Source organism: Alistipes sp. Marseille-P5061, from assembly GCF_900290115.1.
In the GTDB taxonomy this organism is placed as follows: Bacteria; Bacteroidota; Bacteroidia; order Bacteroidales; family Rikenellaceae; genus Alistipes; species Alistipes excrementigallinarum.
This window is the reverse complement of the sequence record NZ_LT985748.1, coordinates 509220-535877: the sequence shown is the minus strand read 5'-3', so window position 1 is coordinate 535877 and position 26658 is coordinate 509220. Positions and strand designations below refer to the sequence as shown.

Here is a 26658-nt window from a genome sequence, read left to right as displayed (position 1 = left end):
CGGTTATTTCTGCTCAAAGATATAACCTTTTGCCAATTCCGTAAACTTTTTCACCTGCTCTTCTTCCCAGGCCTTGTCGCGACCCAGCTCGCGGGCTACGACGGCGGCAACCTTCGGAGCGGCAGCCATCGCCTCGCGGGCGTCGACGAAGAGCATGCGCACGCGGCGTGCCAGCACATCCTCGAGCGTCATGGCCATCTCCTCGCGTACGGCCCATACGACCTCGGCCATCGTGTAGTCGAACTTGGGCGAGAGCTTCTCGCCGAGCTCGGGATTCTGACGAATCAGCTCGAGAATTTTCGGCTCGTCGCTTCCGTAGACATACATGTGGTCCTTGAGGTTGGGTTTCGGGCGGTAGCCGTGGATGTGGAGCTTCTTGGTGACGCACTTGCGGGCGGGAAGTCCCGCTACCTCGATGGCGTGGTCGACCGTATCCTCGGCCATGAGGCGGTAGGAGGTCCACTTGCCGCCGGTGATGGTCACCAGACCGTTGTCCGAGACGATAATCTTGTGGCTGCGCGAAATCTCCTTCGTGCTCTTGCCCTCCTTCTTGGGTGCGGCCAGCGGGCGCTGTCCGGCAAATACCGAGAGGATGTCCTTGTAGGTCGGTGCGGGGTTCATGTAGAGGCCAGCCGTTCCCAGGATGAAGTCAATCTCCTCCTTGAGCGGACGGGGCTCCTCCTCGGCCTTCGGGCGCACGATGTCGGTCGTACCCACGACCACCTTGTCGTGCCAGGGCACGGCGAAGAGCACGCGGCCGTCCGAGGTCTTGGGGACCATGATGGCGTAGTCGCTCTTGAGGAACTTCATGTCGAGCACCAGGTGCACGCCCTGGCTCGGGGTCACCATCTTGCGGTGCTCGGGGCTGTCCATGTGCATGATGTCGTCGACGAAGCAGCCGGCGGCATTGACCACGCTGCGGGCATTGAGCTGATAGCTCTCTCCCGTGAGGTTGTCGGTGAAGGTCACTCCGCTGACGCGCCCCTCGGCGTTGTGCAGGATGCCCGTCACGGTTGCCTGGTTGACCACCACGCCGCCCTGCTCGATGCAGGTTTCGGCCAGGTTGACCGCCATGCGCGAGTCGTCGAACTGACCGTCGTGATAGACGACGCCTCCCTTGAGACCCTTCTCGACCGAGGTGGGGAGGTACTTCATCACCTTCTTGGCCGAAATGAACTTCGACCGTCCGTATCCGAAGCCGAACGAGAGCATGTCGTAGAAGGTCAGACCGCAGAAGTAGAGGAAGTTGTCCCAATAGCTGTAGTTCGAGATGACGAACGCCTGGTCCTTGACCAGATGGGGTGCGTTGGCCTTCATGCGGCCGCGCTCGCGCAGCGCCTCGAGCACGAGCATGACGTCGCCGTGCTGCAGGTAGCGGACGCCACCATGGACGAGCTTGGTGCTCCGGCTGGAGGTGCACTTTGCAAAGTCGGTCTTCTCGAGCAGGGCAACGCTGAAACCGCGCGATGCGGCGTCCACTGCGACGCCCAGGCCCGTGGCACCACCGCCCACTACGACCATATCCCAGATTTTTCCTTTTTCGGATAATTTTTCGAGTTGGGTTGATCTTTTCATAGGTTTATGAATTTCGTTTCGGAACAAAAGTAGCTATGATTTTTTATATTTCAAAATATTTGCCCTTTTATTTCAAAATGAAACTGAATTTTATTCCGAAATGTCCGAAGTGTTGTTAATTTTGCTCCCGATGCTTCCATTTCCGAATATATTTTCGTATCTTAGCGTAAATAATCAACGAAAAACGCTTTTGAATGAATAATCAAGTCGGTGAAGAGTCCCTGCTGAGCCTGCCCGAACGGCACAGCCGTATTCTGGCGCTGCTGCAACAGCACGGGTCGATTTCGGTCACGCAGCTGGCCGAGATGTTCAAGGTCTCGGAGGTGACCATCCGCAAGGACCTCTCCTACCTCGAATCGCAAAAGAAGCTCTATCGTACGCACGGCAGTGCGATTCTCATCAGCCCCTACATCAGCGACCGCCACGTCAACGAGAAGGAGAAGCGCAACGTGACCGAGAAGCGTGCCATCGGAGCCGAGGCTGCGAAGCTGCTCGAACGGGACGATTCGGTCATCATCGCTTCGGGTACTACGGTGGCCTTCCTGGCTCATGAAATCAAACCGGTCGGGCGGCTGACCGTCATCACGGCCTCGGTGCCCGTCACCTCGATTCTGTCGCAGAAGTCGAACATCGACGTAATCCAGCTCGGCGGCATCACGCGCAGCAGTTCGGTATCGGTGGTGGGCCCCTTTGCCGAGGAGATGCTCAAACACTTCAACTGCAGCAAGCTCTACATGGGCGTCGACGGCATCGACCTCGAGTGCGGACTGACGACGACCAACCTGCTCGAGGCGGCGCTCAACGGCGTGATGATTAACTCGGCACAGAAGGTCATCGTGCTGGCCGACAGCTCGAAGTTCGGCCGTCGGGGCTTCAGCCGGATTTGCAGCCTCGATTCGGTCGATATGATTATCACCGACAGCGGGGTGCAGCCCCATATCCTCAAGGAGCTTCGCGAGCGGGGCATCGAGGTGCGCGTGGTTGAGGTCTGAACCGCCTCCGTTCCGTCGGAGCGGGTGGTGGCCGCCGCTTTGTGCCGGCCGTTGTGTGCACCTGTCGGAGCGCGCCGTGGGGCAGCTCCCGGATAGAAAAGCAGAAGCGCGTTGCCGACATGCGGCAACGCGCTTCTTTCGTATCGCTCCCGGCCCGGCGCTGCGACGCCGGGGTGCTGAGCTATTTCTCGCCGATGAGCTGCTGCAGCTGCTCGGGGTAGTTGGTGGTGATGTAGTCGACACCCAGGTCGATGAAGTAGCGCATGTCCTCCTCCTTGTCTACGGTCCAGACGTTGACCTCGAGGCCCAGCTTGTGCGCCTGCTCGACCCATTCGGGATGCTTGCGCAGCGCCTCAATCGAGTAGTCGATGCCGGCCAGACCGAGCTTCTTGATTTTCTTGGGCGTGAGGTCGCCGTCGAGGTAGTAGATTTTCGAATCGGGCAGCAGCTTCTTGAAGGCCAGGCAGGCGTTGAGCGAGAAGGCGATGATGTCGGTCCGCTCGACAAGGCCGTACTTGCGCAGCGCCTTGACGATTTTTTCGGCGGCGAGGTCCTCGCGGCTGAGGTCCGAGAGCGACTTCATCTCAAGCACGAGCCGCGTGTCGGGTTTCGTCGTCACCAGCTTCAGATAGGCGTCGAGCGTCGGGATGTTCTCGCCGTTGGCCAGCACGATGTTGCAGATATCGCGCTGTGTCGAGCGCTCCATGTTGATGTCCGTCCCCTTGAAGACGCGGTCGTGGTTGACGATGAGCCGGTCGTCGGCCGTGAGCCATACGTCGATTTCCGAGGCGAAGACCCCAATCGAGTCGGCCTTGGAGAACGAAGCGAGCGAGTTCTGGGCCGAGTTGGGGGCTTTCCAGTAGCCTCGGTGGGCGATGACCTTGGGCTGGGCCAGAGCCGAGCCGGCACCGGCTGCCAGGAGGATGAAAAGAAGCGAAAGTTTTTTCATGGCATTCAGGTTTGAGTGATTACAAAACGAAACTTAAAACAAAGATAGGGAAATTTTGCCAACCTGCAACAAAAATTCTTCGGCCCGGCCGACGTTTCATGGTTTTGTCATCGCCCCGGTTCTTCCCCGTTTCCGCCCGCGGTTCTCTCTATGGCCCTATTTCACCCTCTGTTCTTTGCTGTTCCCGGCCGCCTGCGTCTGCCGTTTTCGCGGCCTGCGGACCTTTCTCTCCACGGTCGGTTACCTTATACTCCACACGTGTACGGGCAGCAGGGTAGGGTGGTGACGGCGGAGCGGTGTGACGGATGCATGAAGCGTAAGTTTTGCGGCTGCCGCTTTCGGATTTCGGAAAAAATGCCTATCTTCGTAAAGTTTGAATCCAACCAAAATATTGACTTATGAATAAGAATATGAAGGAGCAGCTTCTCGCCAAGTTCCGGGAACTCTACGGCGAGGGGGCATCGCTCTTCACGTCACCTGGACGCATCAACCTCATCGGCGAACATACGGACTACAACGGTGGCTTCGTCTTCCCCGGAGCGGTGGACAAGGGTATCATGGCAGCCATCCGTCCCAACGGCACGGAGCGCGTGCGGGCCTGGTCGCTCGACATGAACGAGGCCTCGGAGTTCGGTCTGGGCGAGGCGGACAAGCCCGCACAGTCGTGGGCGCGCTACATCTTCGGCGTCTGCCGTGAGGTGCAGAAGCGCAGCGGCCGCATCGGCGGCTTCGATACGGTCTTTGCGGGCGACGTGCCGCTGGGTGCGGGCATGTCTTCGTCGGCGGCGCTCGAATCGACCTATGCCTTTGCCCTCAACGAGTTGTGGCAGTGCGGCATCGACAAGTTCGAACTGGTGAAAATTGGCCAGGCGACCGAGCACAACTACTGCGGCGTCAACTGCGGCATCATGGACCAGTTCGCCTCGGTCTTCGGCAAGCGGGGCAATCTGATTCGTCTCGACTGCCGCTCGCTCGAGTATGAGTACTTTCCCTTCGACCCGAAGGGATACCGTCTGGTGCTGCTCGATTCGCGCGTGAAGCACGAGTTGGTGGGGTCGCCCTACAACGACCGCCGCGCTTCGTGCGAGCGGGTGGCCCGGGTGCTGGGACAGGAGTTCCTGCGCGGCGCCACGATGGAGCAGCTCGATGCCGTGAAGGGGCAGATTTCGGAGGAGGATTACAAGCGTGCCCGCTACGTCATCGGCGAGGAGTGCCGTGTGCTCGATGTCTGCGATGCGCTGGGGCGGGGCGACTACGAGACGGTCGGCCGTCGGATGTACGAGACGCACTGGGGTATGTCGAAGGATTACGAGGTGTCGTGCGAGGAGCTGGACTTCCTGGTCGAGGTGGCCGAGGCGTGCGGCGTCACGGGTTCGCGCATCATGGGCGGCGGCTTCGGCGGCTGCACCATCAACCTGGTGAAGGACGAACGCTACGACGACTTCATCGCAAAGGCCCGGGAGCAGTTCGCTGCCCGTTACGGCCACGAGCCGAAGGTCTACGACGTAGTCATCTCGGACGGTTCGCGCCGGCTGGAGTAATTATATATATTGGTGAAAAATCCCGCAACCGAAAGGTCGCGGGATTTTTTGTGTCTTGTCGCTGTGTCGGGTCGGGTGGAGCCGTGTCGGGCCCCGGATTGGATGCCCGTTTTGCTTGGGGTGGCTGCACGTCCGGTGCTCCGCATCCGCCTCAGAGCATGCGCTGGAGCATCACCTCGTCGCAGAACCCTTCGGAGCTCCAGAGCCAGTCGCGGCGCGTGCCGGTCTCGATGAATCCCGCCCGGCGGAAGAGGGCCAGGCTGGCCTTGTTGCCGGCGGCGACGCTGCTCCACAGCTGGTGGAGCCCCAGCACCTCGCGGGCGTACTCCGTCAGCAGCTCGAGGGCCTCCGAGGCGTAACCCAGACCCCGGAGCTCCGGGTCATGGACCAGAATGCCGACGCCGGCACGGCGGTGCTGCGGCTCGAATTCGAAGAGGTCGAGCGCTCCGACCGGGCGTCCCGTCTCGAGCGCCTCGATGATGAGGCGCATCTGGCGCGTCTGGTAGATGTCGAACTGCTGCTCGTCGACGAAGCGCTGCAGCTGATGGCGCGAGAAGGGAGCCAGCGTGCCGCTGACGTGCCAGACCGCGGGGTCGTTCTCCCAATGGTACATCGGCTCGACGTCGTCGGGTTCGACGGCGCGCAGGCGGATGAGTTTGCCTTCGAGTCTCATGTTTTTCGATTCGGTGCGGGTCGCGGGGTGCCCGCTGCCTCCGGATGAGCTTTACAGTCCGATGATTTTGTTGCGGATGAGCATCGCTACGCCCCAGGCGTTGGCATTGTCGCTCATCTTCGACAGGCGGAACTTCGTATCCTTGTAGACCAGGTTGAGCGAGTATTTGTTGGTCGAGGATTTGAGCGGCAGCATGATGTAGTCGCCCGCTGCGGCCAGGTTGCCGCCCACGATGACCGTCTCGGGGTTGAACGTGTTGATGAGGAAGGCCACCGCCTTGCCCATCTTCTCGCCCGCCTCCTCGATGAGCTCGATGGAGAGGTTGTCGTCGTTTTTGGCCGCGGCGATGATGTCGTCGATGTGGATGCTCTTCTGCTGGTCGTACTTCTCCTTGAGAATCGTATTGCGCCCGTTCTCAATCAGATGGCACATCTTCTCCTCGATGGCGATACCCGAAACCTCGGTCTCGAGGCACCCCTTCTTGCCGCACGAGCAGATGATTTCGTTGTCGAAGAAGGGGATGTGGCCGAACTCGCCCGCAAAGCCGCTCTTGCCGTAGTAGAGCTTGCCGTCGATGACGATGCCGATGGCCACGCCGCGGCCCAGATGGAGGTACAACACGTCGCTGTCCTCCTTCGATTTGCCGCAGGTGTACTCCGCATAGCAGCGGGCTCGGGTGTCGTTCTCGAGCAGTACGCGGATGCCGATGCGCGACTCGAGAATGTCGCGCAGCGACTGCTCGCTCGTGGTGAAGTACTTGTAGCTGCGCCCCGTGGCGGGGTTGACGCGGCCCGTCATGCAGACGCCCACGCCGAGAATCTTGCTGCGGTCGATGCCGCACGTGGCGATGAAGTGCTCGATGTTGCTGCAGATGCGCTCGAGGCACTGCGGGCGGTCGAGCAGCTCGAACGTGTTGTCGTACTCCTCCTTGATGATGTTGTTCTGCAGGTCGGTAATCAGGAAACTCATCTTGTCGCGGTTGACGCTCACTCCGGCGAAGTAGATGGCCGAGTTGGCCAGGCCGAAGATGTTGGGACGCCGTCCGCCCGGGGTCTCCACCTTGCCCAGGTCCGTCACGATGTTCTCGTCGACGAGCTCCTGGACCAGTTTGGTGATGGTCGGTACGCTGATATGCAGCTCCTTGGTCAACTCCGACAGCGTGCATTCGCCGTTGATGGCCATGTGAGCGATGATGTTACGTTTGATGATGCTGTTCTTGTGCGTGATGCCCTTCAGCTCATCGTCCTCGTGCTTGTTGAAGAATTCTGTCAGCGATGCCATTCCTTTATCTCATTATTTAACCGAACTTCGGCAAATATAATAAGAATTATTAAAAACGCCAATATATTTTAATAAAATTTAATATATTTCGTTCCAAACGGCACAAAAAAAGAGGAAGGGACTGAAAAACAACCCCTTCCTCCTGTGCCGTGCAGTGGTACTACAGCGTCGATTTCGATTCGACAACAGCCTCCTTGTCGACCTTCTTGATGAGGCCCTGGAGCACCGTGCCGGGGCCGAGTTCGGTGAACTCCGTCACGCCGTCGGCGAGCATGTTCTTGACGATGTAGGTCCAGCGTACGGGGGCCGTCAGCTGGGCAATCAGGTTGGCCTTGATGCGGGCGGGGTCCGTATAGGGCTTCGCATCGACATTCTGGTAGATGGGGCAGCTCGGCGTCTGGAAGGGAGCCTCCTCGATGGCCTTCTGCAGCTCCTGCTTGGCGGGCTCCATCAACGGCGAGTGGAACGCACCGCCCACGGGCAGACGCAGCGCACGGCGTGCACCGGCCTCCTTGGCCTTCTCGCAGGCAGCCTCGACGGCCTCGACGGCACCCGAGATAACCAGCTGGCCCGGGCAGTTGTAGTTGGCTGCAACGACCACGCCGTCAATCGACGAGCAGATATCCTCGACAACCTTATCCTCCAGACCGAGGATGGCGGCCATCGTACCGGGCTGCGCCTCGCAGGCGGCCTGCATGGCCATGGCACGTTTCGAAACCAGCTTCAGACCATCCTCGAACGAGAGGGCTCCGGCAACTACCAGTGCCGAGAACTCGCCCAGCGAGTGGCCGGCAACGGCATCGGGCTTTACGCCCAGCGCCTTGGCCATGATGACCGAGTGGAGGAATACGGCGGGCTGCGTCACTTTGGTCTGCTTGAGCTCCTCGTCCGTACCGGCGAACATGATGTCGGTGATGCGGAAGCCGAGAATCTCGTTGGCCTGCTCGAAGAGGGCCTTCGCCTCGGGTACGTGTTCGTAGAGGTCCTTGCCCATGCCTACGGCCTGAGCACCCTGACCCGGAAATACGTATGCGTGTTTCATGATTTCCAAATAATTTTTGTTTGCGTGGGCAAAGATACGAATTTATTTTCTAAATTTGCACCGCAATGGTTCACAAAGAGTTCACAACCACTCCGCGTGATTAAATGGGAATGCCGTGAAATTCGGCAGCAGTTCCCGCTGCTGTAAGTTCCTCAATGGGCGCAATACTCTTTGCCACTGGTCCTTGGGACCGGGAAGGCATTGCGTTCGGAACAAGCCAGAAGACCTGCCTTGCATCCTTCGGAAGAGGACTCTTTTTCGGACACGTTCTGCGGCGAACGGAGGTGTCGGACATCAGGTCGTTTCATCGTTCGATGTCGGATAGGCCGGCGGTCCCGGGTGCGGTCGGAAAAAGGTTCGTTCTCCGAGTGCGGAGGGGCGGAGCCTGCGCTTCGCGTGCGGTTTGCCGAGCATATGTTCAACCAAAATAACAAACAATGATGAAAAAACTTTTCTATTTGGCTTTTGCCGCTCTGGCCTTTGCTGGATGCTCCGATTCGAACGACGAAGAGGTCCCCGGAGCGAAGACGACCGTGATTGATTTCGAAGGTGCCAACCTCGGCGCGGAGGGTTACATCTGGGGCAAGCCCCAGGCCCGTCTGCTGACCGATGACGACGCCGAGAGCGAGACGTTCGGTGCCGGTTCGCTCTTCTTCTACGACGCGCTCTACACCGAGGACGATGCCTCCATCTTCACCTTCTACACGGACTATGCCGGACTGGATTGGAACACCGATACGTGGAACGGATTCGTCATCTCGAACCACACCGACATGACCACGCCGGGCTATGTCAACGACAAGAGCGTCTATGCCACCAGCGGAGCCGACGGTTCGTCGCAGTTTGCCGTTGCCTACTACGGTGCATGGACCGGCGCCCCCTACGGCATTCCGCTCGTGCGCTTTGCAACGGCCGTCCGCCCCAAATCGATTGCCGTAGCCAACACCGCCTATTTCTACCTCTATTATACGAAGGAGGCGACGTCGGTTGCCGACGTGAAGGGTGTCATCACGGGATACAACGGTGAGACGAAGAGCGGTGAGGTGAAGTTCGTGATGGCCGACAAGGCATCGGGTACGGTGCAGTCGGGCTGGGAGACCCTCGACCTCTCGTCGCTGGGAACGGTTACGAGCATGACCTTCACGGTCGAGAGCGAGGATACGATGTGCCCCTACTACTTCGCCATCGACAACCTTGCCTACGAGAAGTAGCCGTGCGATGCCGCCCTGTGGCGGTATCTCGACGGTCCTGAATAGACTCCTGCCGCGTCGGATGCGGCGGGAGTCTTTTTTTGTGTCCGTGCGGAGGGTGCTTTGCCGGGCGTTTTTTGTCCGCTCTGGTGCGGCTCTCATCTTCCTGCGCAGGCCGTGCCGCCGCATCCACTTGAACGTGCGTATTCCGCAGGATATGGCAAAGGCCCCTTTCTTTCTGCGAAGAGAAGGGCCTTTGCTATTTGAACTTGAACGCAGCGAGGCGGCTGCCATCGGCAGCCGCCTCGCTGCTGTGAAGGTGTACCTCCGGGGCGTATCCGCTCGCCTTAAATCAGCGTATCCTTCTCGATGTCCTTGAAGTAGCGGTAGGTCGAGACGCGGAGCTCCTCGGCGGCCGCATCGTCGCAGACGATGATGCCGCTGGGGTGTACCTGCAGCGCCGAGATGGTCCACTGGTGGTTGTAGCCGCCCTCGACACCGTGGCGTACGGCGCGGGCCTTCTTGTGGCCCGTGGCGAGGATGACGACCTTCTTGGCCGAGAGCACCGTCGCTACGCCCACCGTCAGCGCCGTCTTCGGAACCAGACGCGTATCGCCGCCGAAGAAGCGGGCGTTGACCTGAATCGTATCGGTGGTCAGCGTCTTGATGCGCGTGCGCGACTGGAGCGACGAGAAGGGCTCGTTGAAGGCCAGGTGGCCGTCTTCGCCCACGCCGCCCATGAAGAGGTCGATGCCGCCGGCCTCCTCGATGCGTGCCTCATAGTCGGCGCACTCCTTGACCAGGTCCTCGGCGTTGCCGTTGAGGATGTTGACATTCTCGGGAATGATGTCGATGTGGCGGAAGAAGTTGTTCCACATGAACGAGTGGTAGCTCTCGGGATGCTCCTCGGGAAGACCCACATATTCGTCCATGTTGAAGGTGATGACGTTCTTGAACGACACCTCGCCCGCCTTGTAGAGGCGGATGAGCTCCTTGTAGGTCTCCAGCGGCGTCGAGCCGGTCGGAAGGCCCAGTACGAAGGGTGACGAGGTGAGCTTGCTCTTGAGCCGAATCTGCTCGACGATGTAGCGAGCCGTCCACTGCGCTACCTGCTGCGGGGTGTTTTCGATAATTACTCGCATGGTGTTTCCTGTTTGTGGCGGTATGGCCTTTCTGCCGGTGTCCTCCTTCGCATCTTGCCCGTCGGGATGCCGCACGGCACCCCGACGGGGTCCGACGCTGAGGGGTTGCACTCCGGCGGAAGACCCTTCCGCCCGGTTATTAATTGTTTTTTACGTTCGCTTCGGCGGCGCTCAGAACATCTTGACGAAGACCTCGATGGCCTGATACTCGGCCATGCCCAACTGGTCGTAGAGACGTGCCGTGTGCTGCGTACGCTCCTCGGCCCGCTGCCAGAATTCGCGGGTATCGCTGCCCGGGAAGGGAACGATGTCCTTCTGCGAAAGGTGACGGTAGATGGCATGACGCTTCTTGATGAGCTCGTCGGGCGACAGAGGCACGGCCATGTCCACCATGCCGAGGTCCCACTCCATCCAGGCGCCCCGATAGAGCCACAGATGGCAATCTTTGAGCCAATCGTCGTCCTTGACAATCTCCAGCGCGCCCAGAACCGCCTCCATGCAGGTGCGGTGCGTTCCGTGGGGGTCGGCCAGGTCACCGGCGGCGTAAATCTGATGAGGCTTGATTTCACGCAGCAGGTTGACGATGATGTTGATGTCCTTCTCGGTGAGCTGTCCCTTCTTGATGCCGCCCGTCTCGTAGAAGGGCAGGTTGAGGAAGTGGGCGTTGGTGTCGGGGTTCAGACCGAACGAACGTACGGCGGCGCGGGCCTCGGCGCGGCGAATCGAACCCTTGAGGTCGAGCAGTGCGCGCGGCTCGGGCTCGCCCTTCTTCTTGCCGGCGATGATGCGCTTCACCTCCTCGAGGTGGTCGGCATAGCCCAGCTCGCGCGAGGTGTCGATGTTCTGGACCACCACGTCGTCGTGTACGGCCACGTTGCCCGACGTCTCGTAGGCTACGTGTACGTCATGACCCTGCTGTACGAGCCGGATGAAGGTACCGCCCATCGAGATTACGTCGTCGTCGGGGTGGGGCGAGAAGATGACCACGCGCTTGGGGAAGGGCTTCGACGAGACGGGGCGCGTCGAGTCGTCGGCGTTGGGTTTGCCGCCGGGCCATCCCGTGATGGTGTGCTGCAGGTCGTTGAATACGTCGATGTTGATTTGGTCGTAGGTGCGGCCCTGTTCGAGCAGCTCGCCCAGCGAGTTCTCGATGTAGTCCTTGTAGGTGAGCTTCAGAATCGGCTTCTTCACCTCGCCGCAGAGCCATACGACGGCCTTGCGGACGAACTTCGGCGTCCAGTTGCAGGGACCCACCTTCCAGGGGGTCTGCTCGCGGGTGAGCTGGTGGGCCGCATTCTCGTCGATGACTACCTCGATGTTGGGGTGTGCCTGCAGGTTCGAGGCGGGCAGCATCGGGTTGATGTCCCCTTCGACAACCTTCTGGATGACATCGGCTTTGTCCTCGCCCCAGGCCATGAGGATAATCTTCTCGGCGTGCATGATGGTGCCGATACCCATCGTGATGGCCATCTTCGGGGTGTTCTCCAGTCCGAAGAAGGCACCCGACTGCGTCTTGCGCGTGTCGTAGTTGAGCTGTACCAGACGCGTGCGCGACTTGGCGTAGGAGCCCGGCTCGTTGAAGCCAATCTGGCCGTTCTCGCCCACGCCGATAATCATCAGGTCGATGTGGCTGGCGGCGCTGTCGTACGAAGCGCAGTACTCCGAAACCTTGTCCTCGGGAATCGTGCCGTCGGGAATGTGGATGTTCTCGGGCAGGATGTCGATGTGGTTGAGGAAATCCTCATGGATGCGGTAGTTGCGGCTCTGCTGCTCGCTCGACTTGATGGGGTAGAACTCGTCGAGGCTGTAGACGGCCACGTTGCGGAAGCTGACCTCGCCCTCCTCGTAGCGCTTTACCAGCTCGTGGTAGAGGCCCAGCGGCGTGCGGCCGGTGGTCAGACCCAGCACGAAGGGTGCATTCTCGTCGTAGACCTCGTTCGAGCAGTGGCTCTCGTTGTAGTTGCGAATCATCTTCACGATGACGTCGGCGACATACTTTACACCCAGATATTCGTTCTCGTAGACCGAGGTGCGAATCTTCTCGTAGCGATGGATGATGTCGCGGGGGGCGGAGCTTTCGATGAGTCCGCCGTCCTTCGGAAGTGAATACTTGCTGTTGTTCATGGTTGTGACTATTTATGCAGTAACTTTTGTTGTCGTTCTATTGCTCGAACTCCACCTCGGCGAAGAAGCGGGGCAGGTGGAAGTCCGGTTTGGGGTTCTCAATCGGCTGCCACGAGAGGAAGTGCGGGTGGGAGAGCTCGTCGCCGCACTTGTAGAGGTTGGCCGTGGCCCGCACGCCGTTCCACCGCTTCAGCTGGTGGCGGAAGAGGACGTCGGCCGGGATGGCCAGCACGGTCGACCAGCGGTTGTCGCCCACGCGCTCGGCAAAGGGCTCGCGCCCGAGCGAAGGGTAGCGGCCGACGCGGGCGAGCAGCTCCGGTGTGGCATGGGTCGGATGCTCGCGCTCCTTGCGGAAGGCGAGCAGCAGGCGTCCCGTGCAGGTCGTCTCGAAGTTGTAGTAGCCCGTATCGTCGAGCGCGATGAAGAACTCCACGCAGGAGTCGGTCCATACGCGGCCGTTGTCCTCGGTCACTTCGCCCTTGGTGTAGCGCTCCTCCACGTCGAAGCGGAGCCACAGCGTTTCGCCCGTATGGAAGATGCGGAACGAGACCTGCGGCCGGTAGGGGTAGGTGTCGGGCCAGTTGCAGCAGGCTATCGGCTGCGGCTCGATGGCGGCGAAGGCCTCCTCCATGGCCCGGAGGTCGGTCGTGTCGAACGGTTTGAGGTGTCTTATCTTCTTCATGGTCATGTTCAATGTTTCGTTGTTGCGTATCGGTCGGCCAGCCTGCGCACCACGTCGCACATGGCGTCGTATTGCTCCTCCATGCTTTGGAGCAGCCGGTACTGGGCGCGGGTGCGCACCAGGTTGTGGTCGGCGCTGCGGGTCTTGTAGTAGGTGTCGCCGTCGAGGTAGTCCATCAGGAAGCGGAGCACCTGCTCGTAGGTAATATAACGTGCCGAGAAGGCCAGATATTCTCTTTCGGACGGAGAAAGTTCGCGGGCGTGCTGCGAGAGATAGCCCTCCGTGTAGGCCGTGAAGAGCTCCATCGACATTCCGACGCGCCGCAGGTCGCGGTCATCCTCGGCCCCCGTGTTGGTGTAGGTGCGGATGGCGTCGCCGAAGTCGTTGAGCGACGTGGAGTTCATCACCGTGTCGAGGTCGATGACACAGAGCACGTTGCCCGCTCGGTCGAAGAGAATGTTGCTGATTTTCGTGTCGTTGTGCGTCACGTGGCGGGGTATGACCCCCTCCTCGACCAGCCGCCAGAAGGCGAGCATCTCCTCGCGCCGCGATTCAATCCATCCAATCTCCTCGGCTGCGCTGCGGCAGCGGCCCGCGGCGTCGCGCGCGAGCGTCCGGTCCCACTGCGCGAAGCGGTGGCGGATGTTGTGGAAGCCGGGAATGGTCTCGGCCAGCGGCTCGTCGAAGTCGGCCAGCTGCGACTGGAAGTGCCCGATGCCGATGCCGCCCTTGCGGGCCAGCTCGGGCGAGTCTGCGCGGTCGTAGGTGACCGTGTCGTCGATGAAGAGCGTTGCGGCCCAGTGCTCGCCCGACTCGTCGCGGTGCGAGAGGCTGCCGCTGCGGGTGGGAATGACGCGCAGCACTTCGCGGTCGGGGTCGCCGCCCGCGGCAAGCACCTTGCGGCGGATGTGGTCGGTCACCTTGCGGATGTTTTCCATCATGGCCGGAACATCCTTGAAGATGTTGCCGTTCTTGCGCTGGAGGATGTAATCGGGCGTACCGCTTCCGGTGCGGATGCGGTAGGTGTCGTTGATGAAGCCCTCGCCCACGGGGGTGATGTCGAGGATTTCACCGTCCAGTGCAAATCGCGACGCGATTGCTGCAAGTCTTTCTTCCATGCGCTCTTACTCTGTTTGGTTCTGGTTCCGGCGCGGCCCTCACGAGCCCGCACCAATCCGGATTGTCGTTCGCCGCTTCGTACGGGCACTCCTCCCGTATCTCCTTGTTGCGGACATATTTGCGAAAAATCAGCCCGGAGCCTTCCCCGTTCAGGGAAGGTCGAGCTGATTGTAACGCTCTGCGGTTCCGGTCGCTCCGGAAGGAGGGGTTGCAATCCTGTCGTCGTCGGCCGCGCATCTCCGCATCGGGCAGCGGCCCGATGCCCCGGGAACGGATTGCTCCGCGGTGCGGATGCCCTTCGTGCGACGAATCGTGTGGAGGCCGGTGGCAAGACTATCTTTCATCGTTCAATCCCCTTTGGACTCTAAAGATAGCCTTTTTCCGACACTTTACCAAAAATGCGTCCTGTTTTTATGCAATCCAGCTGGTCAGGAACTTGAGTTTCCCTTCCGGCTTGACGCGCAGCGAGCGGGTCGTGGCGGGCAGCAGCAGCGTTTCGCCCTGATGCACCTCCAGCTTGTGGCCCTCGTTGTCCTCGACCGTGCCCCGGCCCTCGACGCAGATGAAGACCACGAACGAGTCGAGCGATGCGAAATCGAAGGTCTTCTCCTCGTCCAGCTCGCAGAGCGAGGTGGTGAAGTAGGGGCAGGAAATCAGCTCCGTGAGCTCGTTCTTCTCGGCCTTGTAGTGGGTGCGGTAGTCGGGCAGCACGGTGTAGTCGATGGCACCCTTGGCCAGCTCGGTATGCAGCTCGCGGGGCTTGCCGTCGGCGCCCTTGCGGTTGAAGTCGTAGATGCGGTAGGTGATGTCCGACGTCTGCTGGATTTCGGCGATGAACGAACCGGCGCCGATGCTGTGCACGCGGCCTGCGGGCAGGAAGAAAAGGTCGCCCGGGTGCACCTCGTAGTCCTTCAGGATGTCGGTGATGGTGTTGTCGGCGACGCTGGCCTCATACTCGGCCGGGGTCACCTGCTTGGCGAAGCCCGAGCGGAGGTGCGCCCCCTTGTCGGCATCCACGACATACCACATCTCGGTCTTGCCCTTCGAGTGGTGGCGCTCCCAGGCCAGCTGGTCGTTGGGGTGCACCTGAATCGAGAGGTCCTGACGGGCGTCGATGAACTTGATGAGCAGCGGGAACTCGTTGCCGAAGCGTTCGTAGTTGGCCTTGCCCAGCAGACGCTCCTTTTCGCGGGCCAGCAGTTCGGGCAGGGTCGTGCCGGCCAGCTCGCCGTTGGCAACGACCGATTCGTTGCCCTTCACGCCCGAGAGCTCCCAGCTCTCGCCGACCTGCTTCTGGTCGGATTCAATCTGCTTGTAGGGAATTATCTTCTCACCGCCCCAGAGTACGGTCTTGAGAATGGGTCTGAATTTGAACGGATACATGGTTTTCTCCTATTGGGTTGTTCTGTTATTGTTCGTTGTTGGTGTCCAGCTGATGGAGCGCATAGGCATAGGCGCCCACCGAGATGGCCTTGCTTGCACCCAGCTTCGAAATCATCACGCCGATGCGCTTCATCGGGTCGTAGGCCACGTAGCGGTCCGTGCCGTAGACCTTCAGCGGACGCTGGTTGCCCTTGGCAAAGGCCTTGAACTCCTCCTCGTTGTCCAGGTCGAAGACCTCCATCTGGACGCGGTTGAGCGTCTCGCCCGAGAGGGTTCCGATTTTGCCGCGCAGCTCCTTCAGAAGGCTCGGCATGATGTACTTGCGTGCTGCGGTGATGCCGCCGCCGATGACGATGAGTCCGTCGATGAGTGTCACGGCCGTAGCCATGGCGTCGCCGGCAACCTCGCCCAGCTCTGCGAAGGCCTTCTTGGCCGCCTCGACATTGCCCGGACGCGTCCCGTCGGCGATTTCGCAGATGTCCTTCGGCTCGAAGTGGTGGTTCACGTCGCCTGAAGCCTCGCCGTAGACGCGCTTGATGGCGCGCACGGCCACGCCGTCCTCGACGATGATGTTGGGCATCTTCTTGTGGCGCAGGCAGAAGGTCTCCACGCAGGAGTTGTCGCCCGTATGGAGCTGGTTGTCGTTGGTGACGATGCCGATGCCGAAGCCCGTGCCGAAGGTGTAGCCGATGAGGTTGTGGTAGCGCTTCGAGCTGCCGAGCGCCTCCAGTTTGGCGTTGACCTCAGGCAGCGCGCCTCCGAGCGCCTCGCCGTAGGCGAACAGGTCGCCGTCGTTGTTGATGAAGACGGGGATGCCGAAGGTGTATTCGAGGAAGGGGCCCAGCGCCACGCCGTCGCGGAACGACGGGAAGTTGGGCAGGTAGCCGCCGATAACCCCGTTGCGGTAGTCGGCCGGGCCGGGGAAGGCGAAGCTGATGGCCACGGGCTTGGTCTCCAGCTTGGAGATGACCTGACGGAAGCCCTCGACCATCGTGGCGAGGCATTTGTCGAGGTCCTGGGCGTTCGACGGCATCGTGATGGGGTCGACGATGAATTTGTTGGCCTGCATGGCGCCGAAGACGAAGTTCGTGCCGCCTGCGTCGAGGGTGATGACCACCCGGCTGTCGTATCTGTACATGCTGTTCCGGTTTTTTGTAGTCGGTTTCGGGGTCGGCGGGCGCTCGTCGCACAAATGCCCGCTCCGGCGTCGCGCGGGGCGGGTGGCCGCCGTGCGGTATCGGACGCGGAAGAGGGGCGAAGGACTCGCTTACGCGCCTTAAGGCGCAACGAAGATACAAAAAATTTGCGAAACGGCCGAGCCTCGTCGGAAAAAGTGGAACGGATTCGTTCCAAAGCGTCGTCGGATTGGTTCAAACGGCAGGATTTTGTTACCTTTGTTCTACGGAATGAACCCGATACAAAAATCGAAACGATGATGAAACGCCTGCTGCTGTGGGTGCTGCTTCTGGGCGGCACGCTGGGAGCGACGGCCCAGCAGATGACCGTCGCCACGTTCAACGTACGTTACCGCAACGAGGGGGATGCTGCGGCCGGAAACGGCTGGGAGCGGCGCCTTCCGCACGTGTGCGGCATTGTCGAGTCACAGGGCTTCGACATCTTCGGCGCACAGGAGGTGCTCGACGACCAGTTGCACGACATGCTCGACCGGCTGCCCGACTATGCCTATATTGGCGTCGGCCGCGACGACGGGGCGACGCAGGGGGAGTATGCCCCGATTTTCTACCTCCGCGAGCGCTTCGAACTGCTCGATGAAGGCCATTTCTGGCTCTCGGAGAGTCCCGGGCGGCCGAGCGTGGGGTGGGATGCGGCGCTGCCCCGCATCTGTACGTGGGGCAGGTTCCGCGACCGGCAGAGCGGCGTTGTCTTCCACTTCTTCAACCTCCACCTGGACCATGTCGGCGTCCGGGCGCGCGCCGAGAGCTGCCGTCTGGTCCTTGAACGCATCCGCTCGATGTGCGCGCCGGGCGAGTGCTGTTTCCTTACGGGCGACTTCAACGTCGACCAGACCGATGCAATCTATGCGCTGCTGGCCCGCTCCGAGGCGCTGCGCGATGCGTACGAGGCGGCCGAACGACGCTACGCCCCCAACGGCACCTTCAACAACTTCGACCCCGAGGCCATGACCTCGAGCCGGATTGACCACATCTTCGTCTCCCCCTCGGTCGAGGTCTGCTCCTACGGGGTGCTGACTTCGACCTACCGCACGCCCGTCGAGGGGAGCGACCAGGAGCTCAAGTCGGGGGCCTTCCCGCGCGAGGTCTCCTTCTACCGCTACAGGGCGCGAACTCCGTCGGACCACTTCCCGGTCTTTGTCCGCGTGAAGCTGGCGACGCCGCTGTCGGAGTGACCCTCCGCTTGCGGTCCGCATGAAGCTCAGGCCGTGCAGCGACGAAAAGCCCCGATGCATCACAGGATGCATCGGGGCTTTGACTTGCGGCGGGGACGGCATGTCGGCCTGTGTCGGGCGAGCTCCGGGTTCCGGATACCTCCCCGCGGGACATCAGTAGGTGAACTCGACGGGCGACTTCTTGAAGCGCAGCAGGCGCGTGTCGTTGTAGCCGGCGGCGTTCTTCGTCATGTAGAGGTTGCCCATGCCGCCGGTGATGTACCATCCACCGCCGTCGGGTGCATGGACCGAGAAGAGCATGTTGTTGTAGTGGCCCGAGTGCTTGATGCCGTCGGCGTTCCACTGTGCTCCGGGGCCGTACCAGGTCACCCCCTCGAGGTCGGGGAAGTCGGGGCTCGTCAACGCTACCGAGAGCAGGTCCTTGACCGCGACCGAGCCGACCGTGAGGTCGTTGCGCCGCTGCTGCGTGCGCCGTACGGTGGCGTGTCCCTCCCAGGGGTTGCGCAGCTGGTGCGAACCGGTCCACATCATCCAGATGTAGTCCGTGGCGTCGAACATCCGGTTGAACTCCTCGAGCAAGGGCAGCTCGTAGCCGTCGGGCGAGAGCGCATCGGCCGGCAGGCGGTTGATGTGGGCCGTGTTGGTGTTGGTGAATCCGTCCATGACCAGCACCCCCTCCTTGTCGACCACGCGCTGCCCGATGCCGCTGTCGCCCTGATAGGCCCAGCACCAGAGTTCGTAATACTCCTCGGGCGAGCAGGTGGCCAGGTAGTTGAAGAGGCTCTTGCCGGCCAGCGCCGCGGGGTCGGTCGAGGGGAGAATCTGGTCGGCGAACTCGCGTGAGCGTCCCCGCGAATTGTACTTGCACCACCATACGCCGTGGAACCACGTGACGGGCAGCCCCCAGTTGCGGCGCATGACGGTGTACTCCTCGCGCTGTGAGTGGTCCGCGGCGTTGCGAATCACCAGCCGCACGGACTGCTCGCGGCCGTCGGCCTTGGGGTCGTTGGGGCGCCAGCCCGCCACCACGCGGGTGAATGCCGGCTCTTCGGTGTCGGGAATGATGCGTACCCAGGGGTCCTCGTCACCGTCGAACTCGGCGATGAGCTCCTTGCCCGGAGCCAGCGCGAAGCGCCCCAGTTCGTTGTCCACGTAACGACCGAAGTCGTACGAGTAGCCGGGGCTCGAGAAGGCGAACGGGCCCTCGATGGCGGTCGGGTTGGCCTCGAGGTGGAGCACGATACAATCCTCGGGGTAGTCGTTGCCGAGCCCCTTGCGGTGGAAGCGCAGCTCGACGCGGTCGGCCGGCATGCCGGGGGCATAGAGCGCCTTGCGGATGCGGAAGCGGTTCATCCCCTCGATGCCGCCGTTGTTGGCCAGAGGCTCGACCGTCAGCGGATAGCCCGCGAGCGGAAGCAGCTCCAGTTCGTCGTTGCAGTCGACGGCGAGCACCATCTCGCTCCGGTAGTAGGGGAAGGTCACCTCGGTGCGTTGCTCCGAGACGGAGACCTCGTCGGGAATCTCCGAACGCTCGAGGTCGACCGTCGGCAGAGCGTCCAGGTCGGGCTCCAGCTCCGTCGAGCCGCCGTCGCGCCACGGCTCGACGGTCAGCTCAACGTCGGCGTCGACGATGTCGCGGCGCAGCGTTACGGTGTAGACCGTATTGCGGCGGATTTCCGCCGGGAGGCTCTTCTCGAAGGTGCAGGGCTTGCCGTCGATGAGCGCCTCGACGCGGAGGGTCAGCTCGGGTGACGCCTGCTCGTGCAGCAGGGCGACGGCGGGCGTGCTGACGGTGAAGGGGCGGTCGGGACGAACCTCCACCTCGCCGGTCGGCGCCCCAGCGGGGGTTGCCACCTGCTCCCCCGGGAAGAGGTAGGCCTCCCGGGCGGCGGAGGTGAAGAGCAGCCGCTCGACGGCCGCCTCGCCCGCCACCAGAATCCGCAGGTCGAAGCGGGCATAGCCGCGTCGGAGCGATACGGGCAGCGTGGTCGTGCCGGAGGGAAGGCTGCCCAGCTCGATGGTACCGGTGAGGTGGCGGGGCTGCGCTCCGTCACCCGACAGGATGCTCCGCGCGAGCCATTCCTGCTCGGAGAGCCCCTCCTCGGGCGTGCCGATGGCCTCCGCCCCGGCGTTGGCCACCAGATAGAGGCGGCCCGAGAGCTGCCCGAGCTGCAGGGCGAAGCCGTCGCCTGCGGCCGTCAGCCCCTCGAAGCGTGCGCTCAGCCGTCCCTGCTCGAACAGGTAGGCGTCGAGCCGGTCGACCGACTCTTCGCCCTGTGCGGTCTGGGCTCCGTCGGCGAATGCCTCGAGCTGCGGGCGGAGCTTCCGAACGCCGGCGCCGGGTGCTGTCGTCCCGTCGTCGGGCGACGTGCAGGCGTGGAGCGTGCCGCCGACAAGCGCAAGTGTCGGGATGAGGCGTATGAAGGTGTTGCGTAGAATCATCGTTTTGGGGTGAATGGTCTGTTTCGGGATAAAGGCTCCCGACTGAAGCCGGGAGCCCTGAAGGGTGTTTGTCGGGTGGCCCTACCGGCGGGCGGGGGTGAGCTCCGTGTCGCCGCCCTCTTCCCACTCGTCGAAGGAGTGGCTGACCTCGACGTCGATGACATCCTTGCGCACGGTGAGCGTGTAGACGGTGTTGCGGCGGATGTCCCCGTCGATGGCCTTCGAGAGGCTCTTCTCCACGCCGTCGATTTCAGCCTCGATGGTCACCTCGAGACCCTCGTTGCTCTGCTCGTAGAGGTACATCACACCCTGGGTGTTTGCCGTCAGCGGCTCGTCGAAGCGCACGCTGCTCTCGGCGCGCTCCACACCCTCAGGCGAGAGGCTGCCGGCGTCGGAGGTGAAGAGGAGACCCTTTCCGGCGGTATTCTTCATCGTGATGCTCTTGATGCGGGCTACGCCGGCGGTCTTGACCTGCAGGTCGAAGCGAGCCACACCGCGCTTGAGCGTAACGGGAATCGTCGTCTGCGAGGAGGACATTTCGTCGAGCTTCACGCTGCCCGTGAAGAAGTGAACGGGTGCCTCGCGGTCGAGCGCCATGGTCTGCTTGAGCCACGTCTGCTCGTCGAGCGACTGGCTCTGGAGCTCGTGGAGGTCAATCTGGTCGCCCGTGTTGGCCAGGACGTAGAGCGTGCCCGAGTGGCTGTCGAGCTGGAGCGCATATCCCGAGCCCGATGCCTGAATGTTGTCGTAGATGTGCGTCATACGGCCCTCTTCGAAGATGCAGGCCTTGAAGTCGGTGATTTCGTTCTCGCCGGCAAGGCTCTGTCCGGCGCCTTCGTAGTCGGCCATGCGGAGCGAGAGCACGGTGCCCGCGGCGGGCATGCCCGGAGTCTGCTCCTTTTCGGCGCAGGCTACCAGGGCCAGGTTCGAGATGAGAAGTGCTGCGGTGGTTGCTTTTGCAATCGTGTTCATGGTCTTTGTTCCCCTTTTTTGAATTGATTAGTACTGCTTTGTATTCCAGGTTTCGGTTCGGATTTGTCCGGTTCCGTTCCGGTTTCTCTTGGTCGGGCGCTTCGGCTGCCGCTAATCGTAGATATACTCCACGGGGGTCTTGATGCAGCGGATGGAGCGCGTCTTGGTGGCGTTCTGACTCACATACTTGAGCCAGTTCTGGTTGGGGCGGTCGCTCTGGGCATAGCCCTCCATCGACCAGGTCTTTCCGCTGTTGCCCCAGGTGGCCATCAGCAGGTTCATGCGGGCGATGTTGCCCGGAGTGGTGTTCCACTGGTGCCCCAGTCCGCAGAGCACCCAGTGGTTGGTGCCGTCGGTGAACTCATAGAGGGAGACGGTGCCGTAGGTTGCCCCGAGAAACTCCGCCTCGCGCTCGATGATGCGCACCCAGACGCGGTCCTGCGTGCGGTTCCAGAAGGGGCGCTCGCCGATGCCGCCGAGGTTGAAGTTGTCGTTGGCGCTGAAGTAGCCGTAATCCGCATGGTCGGGAATCCGGTATCCGTCGGGCGCCATCGCGGTGGGGTCGAGCGTTCCGAAGTTGCCGGCCGTCTCCTGCATCCCTTCGTGGTAGAAGGCCTCGCCGTTGTGGCGCAGCGGGAGCCTGTCGGGGTTGCCGCCCTGGTACTGCTCGCCCATGAGTGCCAGCAGCTGCTCGTTGTCGCATGCGGCCAGGAAGTCGGCCAGCTCGGCCTCGGTGGCGGGGTCCTCCTGAATCGTGACCTGCTCCTCGAAACGCTTCACGTTGCCCCGCAGGTTGTACTTGCACCACCAGTTGCGGCCGATTTCGACCACCGGGAGGCCCCAGTTGCGGCGGCGGATGGTGTAGCGCTCCTCGGGGGAGCCGTCGTTGAGGTCGACGATGAGGCGCGCCTCCTGCACGCGGCCGTCGGCCTTCGGGTCGTTGGGCTTCCAGCCCCCCAGCAGGCGGTATTCATCCTGCGCGGGCTCGAGCTTCATCCAGAGCGCCTCGTCGGCATCGAACTCGAGCCGGGCCTCGGCCCCCTCGGGGAGCGAGAGGGTGGCCAGTTCGCCGTCGATGTAGCGGTCGAAGTCGCAGACTCCCTCGCTGTCGAAGGTGATTTGCCCCCTCATCCGAATCGGGTTCTCCTCGAAGATGAGGACGACGCGTCCCGAGCGGAGGTTGCCGCGCAGCAGGTCGAGGCAGAGGTATCCCTCGCCTTGGCCCGGCATGAAGAGCCGCTTCTCGACCGAGACGGCCGCCACGCGTTCTACGCCGCGGGTCAGCTCTTCGGGCGTTGCCGTGACGCCGTCTATATGCCCCTCGATGCGGAGCTCCGAGTCGGGCTCGGCCAGCAGCACCAGCCGGAAGCGGTTCTCGGCGTGCGCGATGCGGACCGTGTCGCGCAGTTCGTTGACCCGGACGCCGTCGGGCAGCTCCGAGGCCTCGAGGTCGATGAGCCCCCGCAGGTCGGGTCGGCTCTCGACGCTGTCGCCCGTCAGCCAGCCGTCGGCCTCAATCTCCACGCGGAGTTCGCTCCCCTGGCCGCGCACCTGCAGCGTGTAGGTGGTGTTGCGGCGGATTTCAGCGGGCAGTGCCGCCTCCATCCGGTGCCAGCCTCCGCCGAAGCGGACCACCACCTCGGCCGTGAGTGCCGCCTCGCTCTGTTCGGCCAGATAGAGCAACGTCTCGCGTCCGTTGACAAGCGGCGTGTCGCCGTATTCGCGGCGGAACTCCGTCGTCGAGGCCGTCGGCGGCGTGGTCACATCGCTCCGGCCGTTGACGTAGCCCCGGTCGGCCGCGCCGCGGAGCACGATGCTGTGGACCTCCACGCCGGCATCGGTCGATGCGAGGTCGAGCCGGGCCACGCTCCGCGTCAGAGCGACGGTGAGCGTGCGCTCCGCAGCCGAAAGTTCGGCCGAGCCGGTCATCGTGAGGCCGTCGGCCGTCATCGCCGTGACGGGCGCCTCGGCGGCGAGGAACGCCTCGAGGGTGGTCACGTCGGGCTGCATCTCCTCGAAGACTTTTGCCGGCGGGTTGGCGACGAAGTAGATGCTCCCCGAGCGGGCCCGCAGGTGGAAGGTGCGGCTCGAGCCGGTGAATGTCGCCTCGCTTGCGGCGATTTCCCGAAGCCGCCCCTGCTCGAAGCGGAAGCCCACAACGGTACCCAACTGCATGTCGTCGGCCGTGGCACGGGTGGTGCCGAGCGGTGCGGCGGTCGATGCTGCGGCCTCGAAGCGGACCGTCACGCCGCCTGCGGCGCCGTCGGGCGTCGCGAGCTCCTGCCCCGTGTGGCAGCCCGTCAGGAGCGGGAGCAGAAGGCCCCGGAGGGCATATTTCATAAGGGTCGTTTTCATCGTGCGTATCAGTATAGATTCGGGTTCTGCGAACTGTTGAGGTACGAGGGCGAGTCGATGGGCATCTGGTCGATGTGGCTGACGTAGAAGTGGTTCATCAACTCCTGGGCCCACGGGCCGTAGGTGAAGGAGCTGCTGTGGCTGTAACCCATCACGTGGCCCAGCTCGTGGAACATGATTTCGCAGGAGTAGGTGTTGAAGTAGTGCTGCAGCCACGCCTGCTGGTAGGCTCCGAAGGCCGTGCCGCCGCCCAGTCCGACGATGCCGTTGCCCGGGTATACGAGACCGACACTCAGCGTCCGGGCCTGGCGCATCTGGCGCAGAACGGTTTCAGCCGTCACCTTGTCGTTGACGCCGCCGTTGCCGTAGAGACGGTCCTCGTTGGCGCGGAGAATCTCCTCGTGCTCGGGCATGTCAATCATGTAGGTGAAGTTGAGGAAGAGGGCCACCACTTCGCGGCAGTGCACCGGGCGGATTCCCATCCAGTTGCCGTCGGGACCTCCGTCCGGACGGTCGGGGTCGCCGCCGTAGAGTCCGAAGCTGATATTCCAGCCGTGGATAATCCCCTGGAGCTTGGCCCAGTAGGGGTCACTCGATACGATGCGGTACTCGATGGCGGCCAGCTGTTCGGGCGTCATCCGCTCGACGCGCATCAGCCGTCCCGACTCGGAGCGGAAGATGCAGGCGCGCTGCGTGAGCGGCATCTCGCCGTAGAAGTCGGCAAAGGCGGGGATGTGGTCGAAGTAGGCCAGGTCGAGGTACTCGCTGCCGGCTCCCGGAATGAGCGCCCGGACCGTCACGTCGCTCAGCGGGCGGGGCGAGTAGAAGCGGGCGTGAAAGCGCCCGTCATCCGAGACCGAGAGCTGAAGCGGCGCCGCGGTGTTGAACTTGCGCTGGGCCGGGTCGGCGTAGACGCTCTTGGGCTCGTCGTCCTGGAGGATGAGCGAGTGGTCGCTCGTGCGGTAGTACTGCTCCGAGACGAACATCGTGCCCGAAGGGTCGTCGGGGTGGATTACCCCGGTGTGAATCGGGCCGATATGGTTCGCCTCGAGCCGCTCGAGTTCGAAGCCGAAGGTGCGGCGCACCTCGTAGCCCAGATAGTTCCGCGTGAAGAGCTCGATGGTACCGCGCAGCGGCTCCCCGTCGACCGTCGGGGGGAAGAGGTACGACTGCTGCTCGTCGAGCGTCAGTGCGATGTCCGCCCCGTCGCTCTCTCCCGAGAAGGCGCCGCCGCCCGAGAACCGCGTGCGGAAGCGGGGAGCCTCCACCTCGGCCTGTTTCTCAAGGACCGCGGCGGCGACGTAGGGGTTGTTGTAGGTGAACGAGAAGTCCGTGCGGCCGATGATGCGGCGCTGTACGGGCGTCTGCTCGACGACGGCCTCCTGCACCTGGCCCGCGTCGGTCGTCCGCGAGATGACGCTGAAGGGGCTCTGCGAGTAGAAGTATTCGGCCTGAAGCGGGCGGTCGAGCGTCTCGGGGAAGCTCAGCCAGAGGTCGTCCATATGACGCATGCGGTGGAAGCGTACGCCGTCCCGGTCGCTGTTGCCGCGGATGCCCAGAATCAGCAGTTGGTACTCCCCCTCGCGGAGCCCTTCGATGCGCATCTGCGAAGTGGCGGCGTCGTAGATGCCCTTGAGCTCCCCGACGATGTTGCCGTCGCTGTCCGCCACGCCGAACTCCACGCGGTCGTAATCCGTTGCGCGGAGCGATGCCGCACGGCTCTCCGCCGCGGCATACTCCTCACACTGCAGCTCGAAGACCACGCCGCCGCTCTGCTGCGGACGCGGTGCCGGCTGCGGCTCTTCGCTCTGGCACGCGACCAGCATCACGAGGCCGGCCAGAAGGATGGTTATTCTTTTGCTCATTTGTCCTTTTGTTGCGCTGTTTGGTGCGTCGGGCAAAATTTCGGGTCGGGGTTCGTTTCGGCGTCGTACTTTTTCGTATCTTTGCCTCTGTTCCCGGACCCTCTTCCGAAGCGGGTTTCTCCGCTGCGGCGAGCCCTCCGATTCCATTTCGACCGCAAAACTACGACCACGATACGACGAAATCCGTAACAAATGTTACGAAGGGTGTCAAGTTGTTGTAAACCATATTGATATGGAACAAAAAATTTCCGATATGCCTCTTTTCCGCGGCAGCGACCCGGCCGTGGTCACGCGTATTCTCCACGAACTGCCCGGCCGTCTGGCCTCCTACGCCAAGGGCGACCTGATTGCCCTGCAGAACAGCGTCTGCCGCTCGGTCTTCCTCCTCTGCGAGGGGAGCGTCTACGCCCGGATGACCAACGACGAGGGCAAGGAGTTCACGCTCGATGCCCTGACGGCTCCCGACGTGCTGGCCTCGACCTTTGTCTTCGGCACCGAGAGCATCTTTCCCGTGACGATTATCGCCAATTCGGACTGCAAGTTGTGGGTGATGAGCCGCGAGTGTCTGCTCGAACTCATCGAGCAGGACAAGGTCGTGCTGCGCAACTTCCTGACCGTGCTGTCGGACCACAGCCTCTTCCTGAACCGGAAAATCCACGAATTCGCCCTGCAGAGCCTCTCGTCGCGCGTGGTGGGCTACCTGCAGCGCAACCGCGTGATTCAGAATCTGCAGGAGGTGGCCTTCATCCTCGGCGTTGCGCGCCCCTCGCTCTCGCGCACGGTCGCCCAGATGGTGGCGCAGGGGACGCTCCGCAAGGCGGACGACGGGTATGTGCTGGCACGCGGTGTCGGCGCCGGGCACATGGCCGTAAAGTGACCCACCCCTTCAGCCGCGCCATCCCTCGGTTGAAACAAGGAAGCGCATCTCCCCAAAGGGAGGTGCGCTTCCTTGTTTTTGTTCGG

General features: G+C 62.3%; 20 protein-coding genes and 1 riboswitch. Of the genes, 5 read left to right on the top strand and 15 right to left on the bottom strand.

What is annotated here, in order from left to right:
- Positions 1–3 precede the first annotated feature (3 nt).
- Positions 4–1575 (bottom strand): glycerol-3-phosphate dehydrogenase/oxidase, encoded by a 1572-nt coding sequence (locus tag C8267_RS02115; protein ID WP_106633473.1) that lies wholly within the window; start codon positions 1573–1575, stop codon positions 4–6.
- Between the two features lie 194 nt (positions 1576–1769).
- Here C8267_RS02115 and C8267_RS02110 point away from each other — a divergent pair, with 194 nt between their 5' ends.
- On the top strand, positions 1770–2567 hold the full coding sequence (locus C8267_RS02110; protein ID WP_087360738.1) for a DeoR/GlpR family DNA-binding transcription regulator: 798 nt from the start codon (positions 1770–1772) through the stop codon (positions 2565–2567).
- Positions 2568–2748: 181 nt separating this feature from the next.
- Here the strand turns inward: C8267_RS02110 and C8267_RS02105 are convergent, their stop codons facing one another.
- The gene (locus C8267_RS02105; protein ID WP_087360736.1) at positions 2749–3516 is read right to left on the bottom strand and encodes a glycerophosphodiester phosphodiesterase family protein; all 768 of its coding nucleotides are present in this window, start codon (positions 3514–3516) and stop codon (positions 2749–2751) included.
- Positions 3517–3926: 410 nt separating this feature from the next.
- Here C8267_RS02105 and galK point away from each other — a divergent pair, with 410 nt between their 5' ends.
- Positions 3927–5057 carry a galactokinase gene (gene galK, locus C8267_RS02100; RefSeq protein ID WP_106633472.1) on the top strand — a complete coding sequence of 377 codons (1131 nt, stop codon included), beginning with the start codon at positions 3927–3929 and terminating at the stop codon, positions 5055–5057.
- Between the two features lie 151 nt (positions 5058–5208).
- Here galK and C8267_RS02095 read toward each other — a convergent pair whose 3' ends face one another.
- From C8267_RS02095 to fabD, 3 genes are all read right to left on the bottom strand, one after another.
- On the bottom strand, positions 5209–5730 hold the full coding sequence (locus C8267_RS02095) for a GNAT family N-acetyltransferase (RefSeq protein WP_106633471.1): 522 nt from the start codon (positions 5728–5730) through the stop codon (positions 5209–5211).
- Positions 5731–5781: 51 nt separating this feature from the next.
- Positions 5782–7011, bottom strand: a complete 1230-nt coding sequence (locus C8267_RS02090; protein WP_087360732.1) for an ROK family transcriptional regulator — start codon at positions 7009–7011, stop codon at positions 5782–5784.
- A 160-nt stretch (positions 7012–7171) separates the two neighbouring features.
- Positions 7172–8053, bottom strand: a complete 882-nt coding sequence (fabD, locus tag C8267_RS02085) for an ACP S-malonyltransferase (protein ID WP_087361265.1) — start codon at positions 8051–8053, stop codon at positions 7172–7174.
- Positions 8054–8101: 48 nt separating this feature from the next.
- Positions 8102–8301, top strand: a riboswitch (cobalamin riboswitch).
- 189 nt (positions 8302–8490) lie between these two features.
- Here fabD and C8267_RS02080 point away from each other — a divergent pair.
- Positions 8491–9264: a DUF4465 domain-containing protein gene (locus C8267_RS02080; protein ID WP_234025656.1), complete on the top strand. Its 774-nt coding sequence runs from the start codon at positions 8491–8493 to the stop codon at positions 9262–9264.
- 326 nt (positions 9265–9590) lie between these two features.
- On the opposite strand, the gene nagB is transcribed toward C8267_RS02080, so the two are convergent.
- The 6 genes from nagB to C8267_RS02045 form a co-directional block, all read right to left on the bottom strand.
- Entirely contained in the window at positions 9591–10385 is a 795-nt protein-coding gene (gene nagB / locus C8267_RS02075; RefSeq protein WP_087360730.1) for a glucosamine-6-phosphate deaminase, read from the bottom strand.
- 171 nt (positions 10386–10556) lie between these two features.
- A complete protein-coding gene (locus C8267_RS02070) occupies positions 10557–12509 on the bottom strand; it encodes a PIG-L family deacetylase (protein ID WP_087360728.1) in 1953 nt (650 codons plus the stop codon).
- Positions 12510–12546: 37 nt separating this feature from the next.
- Complete coding sequence (locus C8267_RS02065) at positions 12547–13191, bottom strand: carbohydrate-binding family 9-like protein (protein WP_317046016.1); 645 nt, start codon at positions 13189–13191, stop codon at positions 12547–12549.
- Positions 13192–13199: 8 nt separating this feature from the next.
- Positions 13200–14309: a phosphotransferase enzyme family protein gene (locus C8267_RS02060; protein ID WP_106633469.1), complete on the bottom strand. Its 1110-nt coding sequence runs from the start codon at positions 14307–14309 to the stop codon at positions 13200–13202.
- 412 nt (positions 14310–14721) lie between these two features.
- Positions 14722–15693 carry a type I phosphomannose isomerase catalytic subunit gene (locus C8267_RS02050; RefSeq protein WP_106633467.1) on the bottom strand — a complete coding sequence of 324 codons (972 nt, stop codon included), beginning with the start codon at positions 15691–15693 and terminating at the stop codon, positions 14722–14724.
- A 25-nt stretch (positions 15694–15718) separates the two neighbouring features.
- A complete protein-coding gene (locus C8267_RS02045; protein WP_087360720.1) occupies positions 15719–16831 on the bottom strand; it encodes an ROK family protein in 1113 nt (370 codons plus the stop codon).
- Between the two features lie 294 nt (positions 16832–17125).
- Here C8267_RS02045 and C8267_RS02040 point away from each other — a divergent pair, with 294 nt between their 5' ends.
- Positions 17126–18061, top strand: a complete 936-nt coding sequence (locus C8267_RS02040; protein WP_374045517.1) for an endonuclease/exonuclease/phosphatase family protein — start codon at positions 17126–17128, stop codon at positions 18059–18061.
- A 153-nt stretch (positions 18062–18214) separates the two neighbouring features.
- Here the strand turns inward: C8267_RS02040 and C8267_RS02035 are convergent, their stop codons facing one another.
- From C8267_RS02035 to C8267_RS02020, 4 genes are all read right to left on the bottom strand, one after another.
- Positions 18215–20503, bottom strand: a complete 2289-nt coding sequence (locus tag C8267_RS02035; RefSeq protein ID WP_106633466.1) for a hypothetical protein — start codon at positions 20501–20503, stop codon at positions 18215–18217.
- Positions 20504–20584: 81 nt separating this feature from the next.
- Positions 20585–21475, bottom strand: coding sequence for a FimB/Mfa2 family fimbrial subunit (locus C8267_RS02030; RefSeq protein ID WP_106633465.1), 891 nt, complete (start codon positions 21473–21475; stop codon positions 20585–20587).
- 111 nt (positions 21476–21586) lie between these two features.
- A complete protein-coding gene (locus tag C8267_RS02025) occupies positions 21587–23815 on the bottom strand; it encodes a hypothetical protein (protein ID WP_106633464.1) in 2229 nt (742 codons plus the stop codon).
- 23 nt (positions 23816–23838) lie between these two features.
- On the bottom strand, positions 23839–25695 hold the full coding sequence (locus C8267_RS02020; protein ID WP_158699666.1) for a hypothetical protein: 1857 nt from the start codon (positions 25693–25695) through the stop codon (positions 23839–23841).
- Positions 25696–25927: 232 nt separating this feature from the next.
- Here C8267_RS02020 and C8267_RS02015 point away from each other — a divergent pair, with 232 nt between their 5' ends.
- Complete coding sequence (locus C8267_RS02015; RefSeq protein WP_158699665.1) at positions 25928–26572, top strand: Crp/Fnr family transcriptional regulator; 645 nt, start codon at positions 25928–25930, stop codon at positions 26570–26572.
- Positions 26573–26658: the final 86 nt, after the last annotated feature.

Bases quoted from the DNA above. Each gene is read 5' to 3' on its own strand.
- C8267_RS02115 (WP_106633473.1), bottom strand. From the start codon at position 1,575: ATGAAAAGATCAACCCAACTCGAAAAATTATCCGAAAAAGGAAAAATC.
- C8267_RS02110 (WP_087360738.1), top strand. From the start codon at position 1,770: ATGAATAATCAAGTCGGTGAAGAGTCCCTGCTGAGCCTGCCCGAACGG.
- C8267_RS02105 (WP_087360736.1), bottom strand. From the start codon at position 3,516: ATGAAAAAACTTTCGCTTCTTTTCATCCTCCTGGCAGCCGGTGCCGGC.
- galK (WP_106633472.1), top strand. From the start codon at position 3,927: ATGAAGGAGCAGCTTCTCGCCAAGTTCCGGGAACTCTACGGCGAGGGG.
- C8267_RS02095 (WP_106633471.1), bottom strand. From the start codon at position 5,730: ATGAGACTCGAAGGCAAACTCATCCGCCTGCGCGCCGTCGAACCCGAC.
- C8267_RS02090 (WP_087360732.1), bottom strand. From the start codon at position 7,011: ATGGCATCGCTGACAGAATTCTTCAACAAGCACGAGGACGATGAGCTG.
- fabD (WP_087361265.1), bottom strand. From the start codon at position 8,053: ATGAAACACGCATACGTATTTCCGGGTCAGGGTGCTCAGGCCGTAGGC.
- C8267_RS02080 (WP_234025656.1), top strand. From the start codon at position 8,491: ATGATGAAAAAACTTTTCTATTTGGCTTTTGCCGCTCTGGCCTTTGCT.
- nagB (WP_087360730.1), bottom strand. From the start codon at position 10,385: ATGCGAGTAATTATCGAAAACACCCCGCAGCAGGTAGCGCAGTGGACG.
- C8267_RS02070 (WP_087360728.1), bottom strand. From the start codon at position 12,509: ATGAACAACAGCAAGTATTCACTTCCGAAGGACGGCGGACTCATCGAA.
- C8267_RS02065 (WP_317046016.1), bottom strand. From the start codon at position 13,191: ATGAAGAAGATAAGACACCTCAAACCGTTCGACACGACCGACCTCCGG.
- C8267_RS02060 (WP_106633469.1), bottom strand. From the start codon at position 14,309: ATGGAAGAAAGACTTGCAGCAATCGCGTCGCGATTTGCACTGGACGGT.
- C8267_RS02050 (WP_106633467.1), bottom strand. From the start codon at position 15,693: ATGTATCCGTTCAAATTCAGACCCATTCTCAAGACCGTACTCTGGGGC.
- C8267_RS02045 (WP_087360720.1), bottom strand. From the start codon at position 16,831: ATGTACAGATACGACAGCCGGGTGGTCATCACCCTCGACGCAGGCGGC.
- C8267_RS02040 (WP_374045517.1), top strand. From the start codon at position 17,126: ATGATGAAACGCCTGCTGCTGTGGGTGCTGCTTCTGGGCGGCACGCTG.
- C8267_RS02035 (WP_106633466.1), bottom strand. From the start codon at position 20,503: ATGATTCTACGCAACACCTTCATACGCCTCATCCCGACACTTGCGCTT.
- C8267_RS02030 (WP_106633465.1), bottom strand. From the start codon at position 21,475: ATGAACACGATTGCAAAAGCAACCACCGCAGCACTTCTCATCTCGAAC.
- C8267_RS02025 (WP_106633464.1), bottom strand. From the start codon at position 23,815: ATGAAATATGCCCTCCGGGGCCTTCTGCTCCCGCTCCTGACGGGCTGC.
- C8267_RS02020 (WP_158699666.1), bottom strand. From the start codon at position 25,695: ATGAGCAAAAGAATAACCATCCTTCTGGCCGGCCTCGTGATGCTGGTC.
- C8267_RS02015 (WP_158699665.1), top strand. From the start codon at position 25,928: ATGGAACAAAAAATTTCCGATATGCCTCTTTTCCGCGGCAGCGACCCG.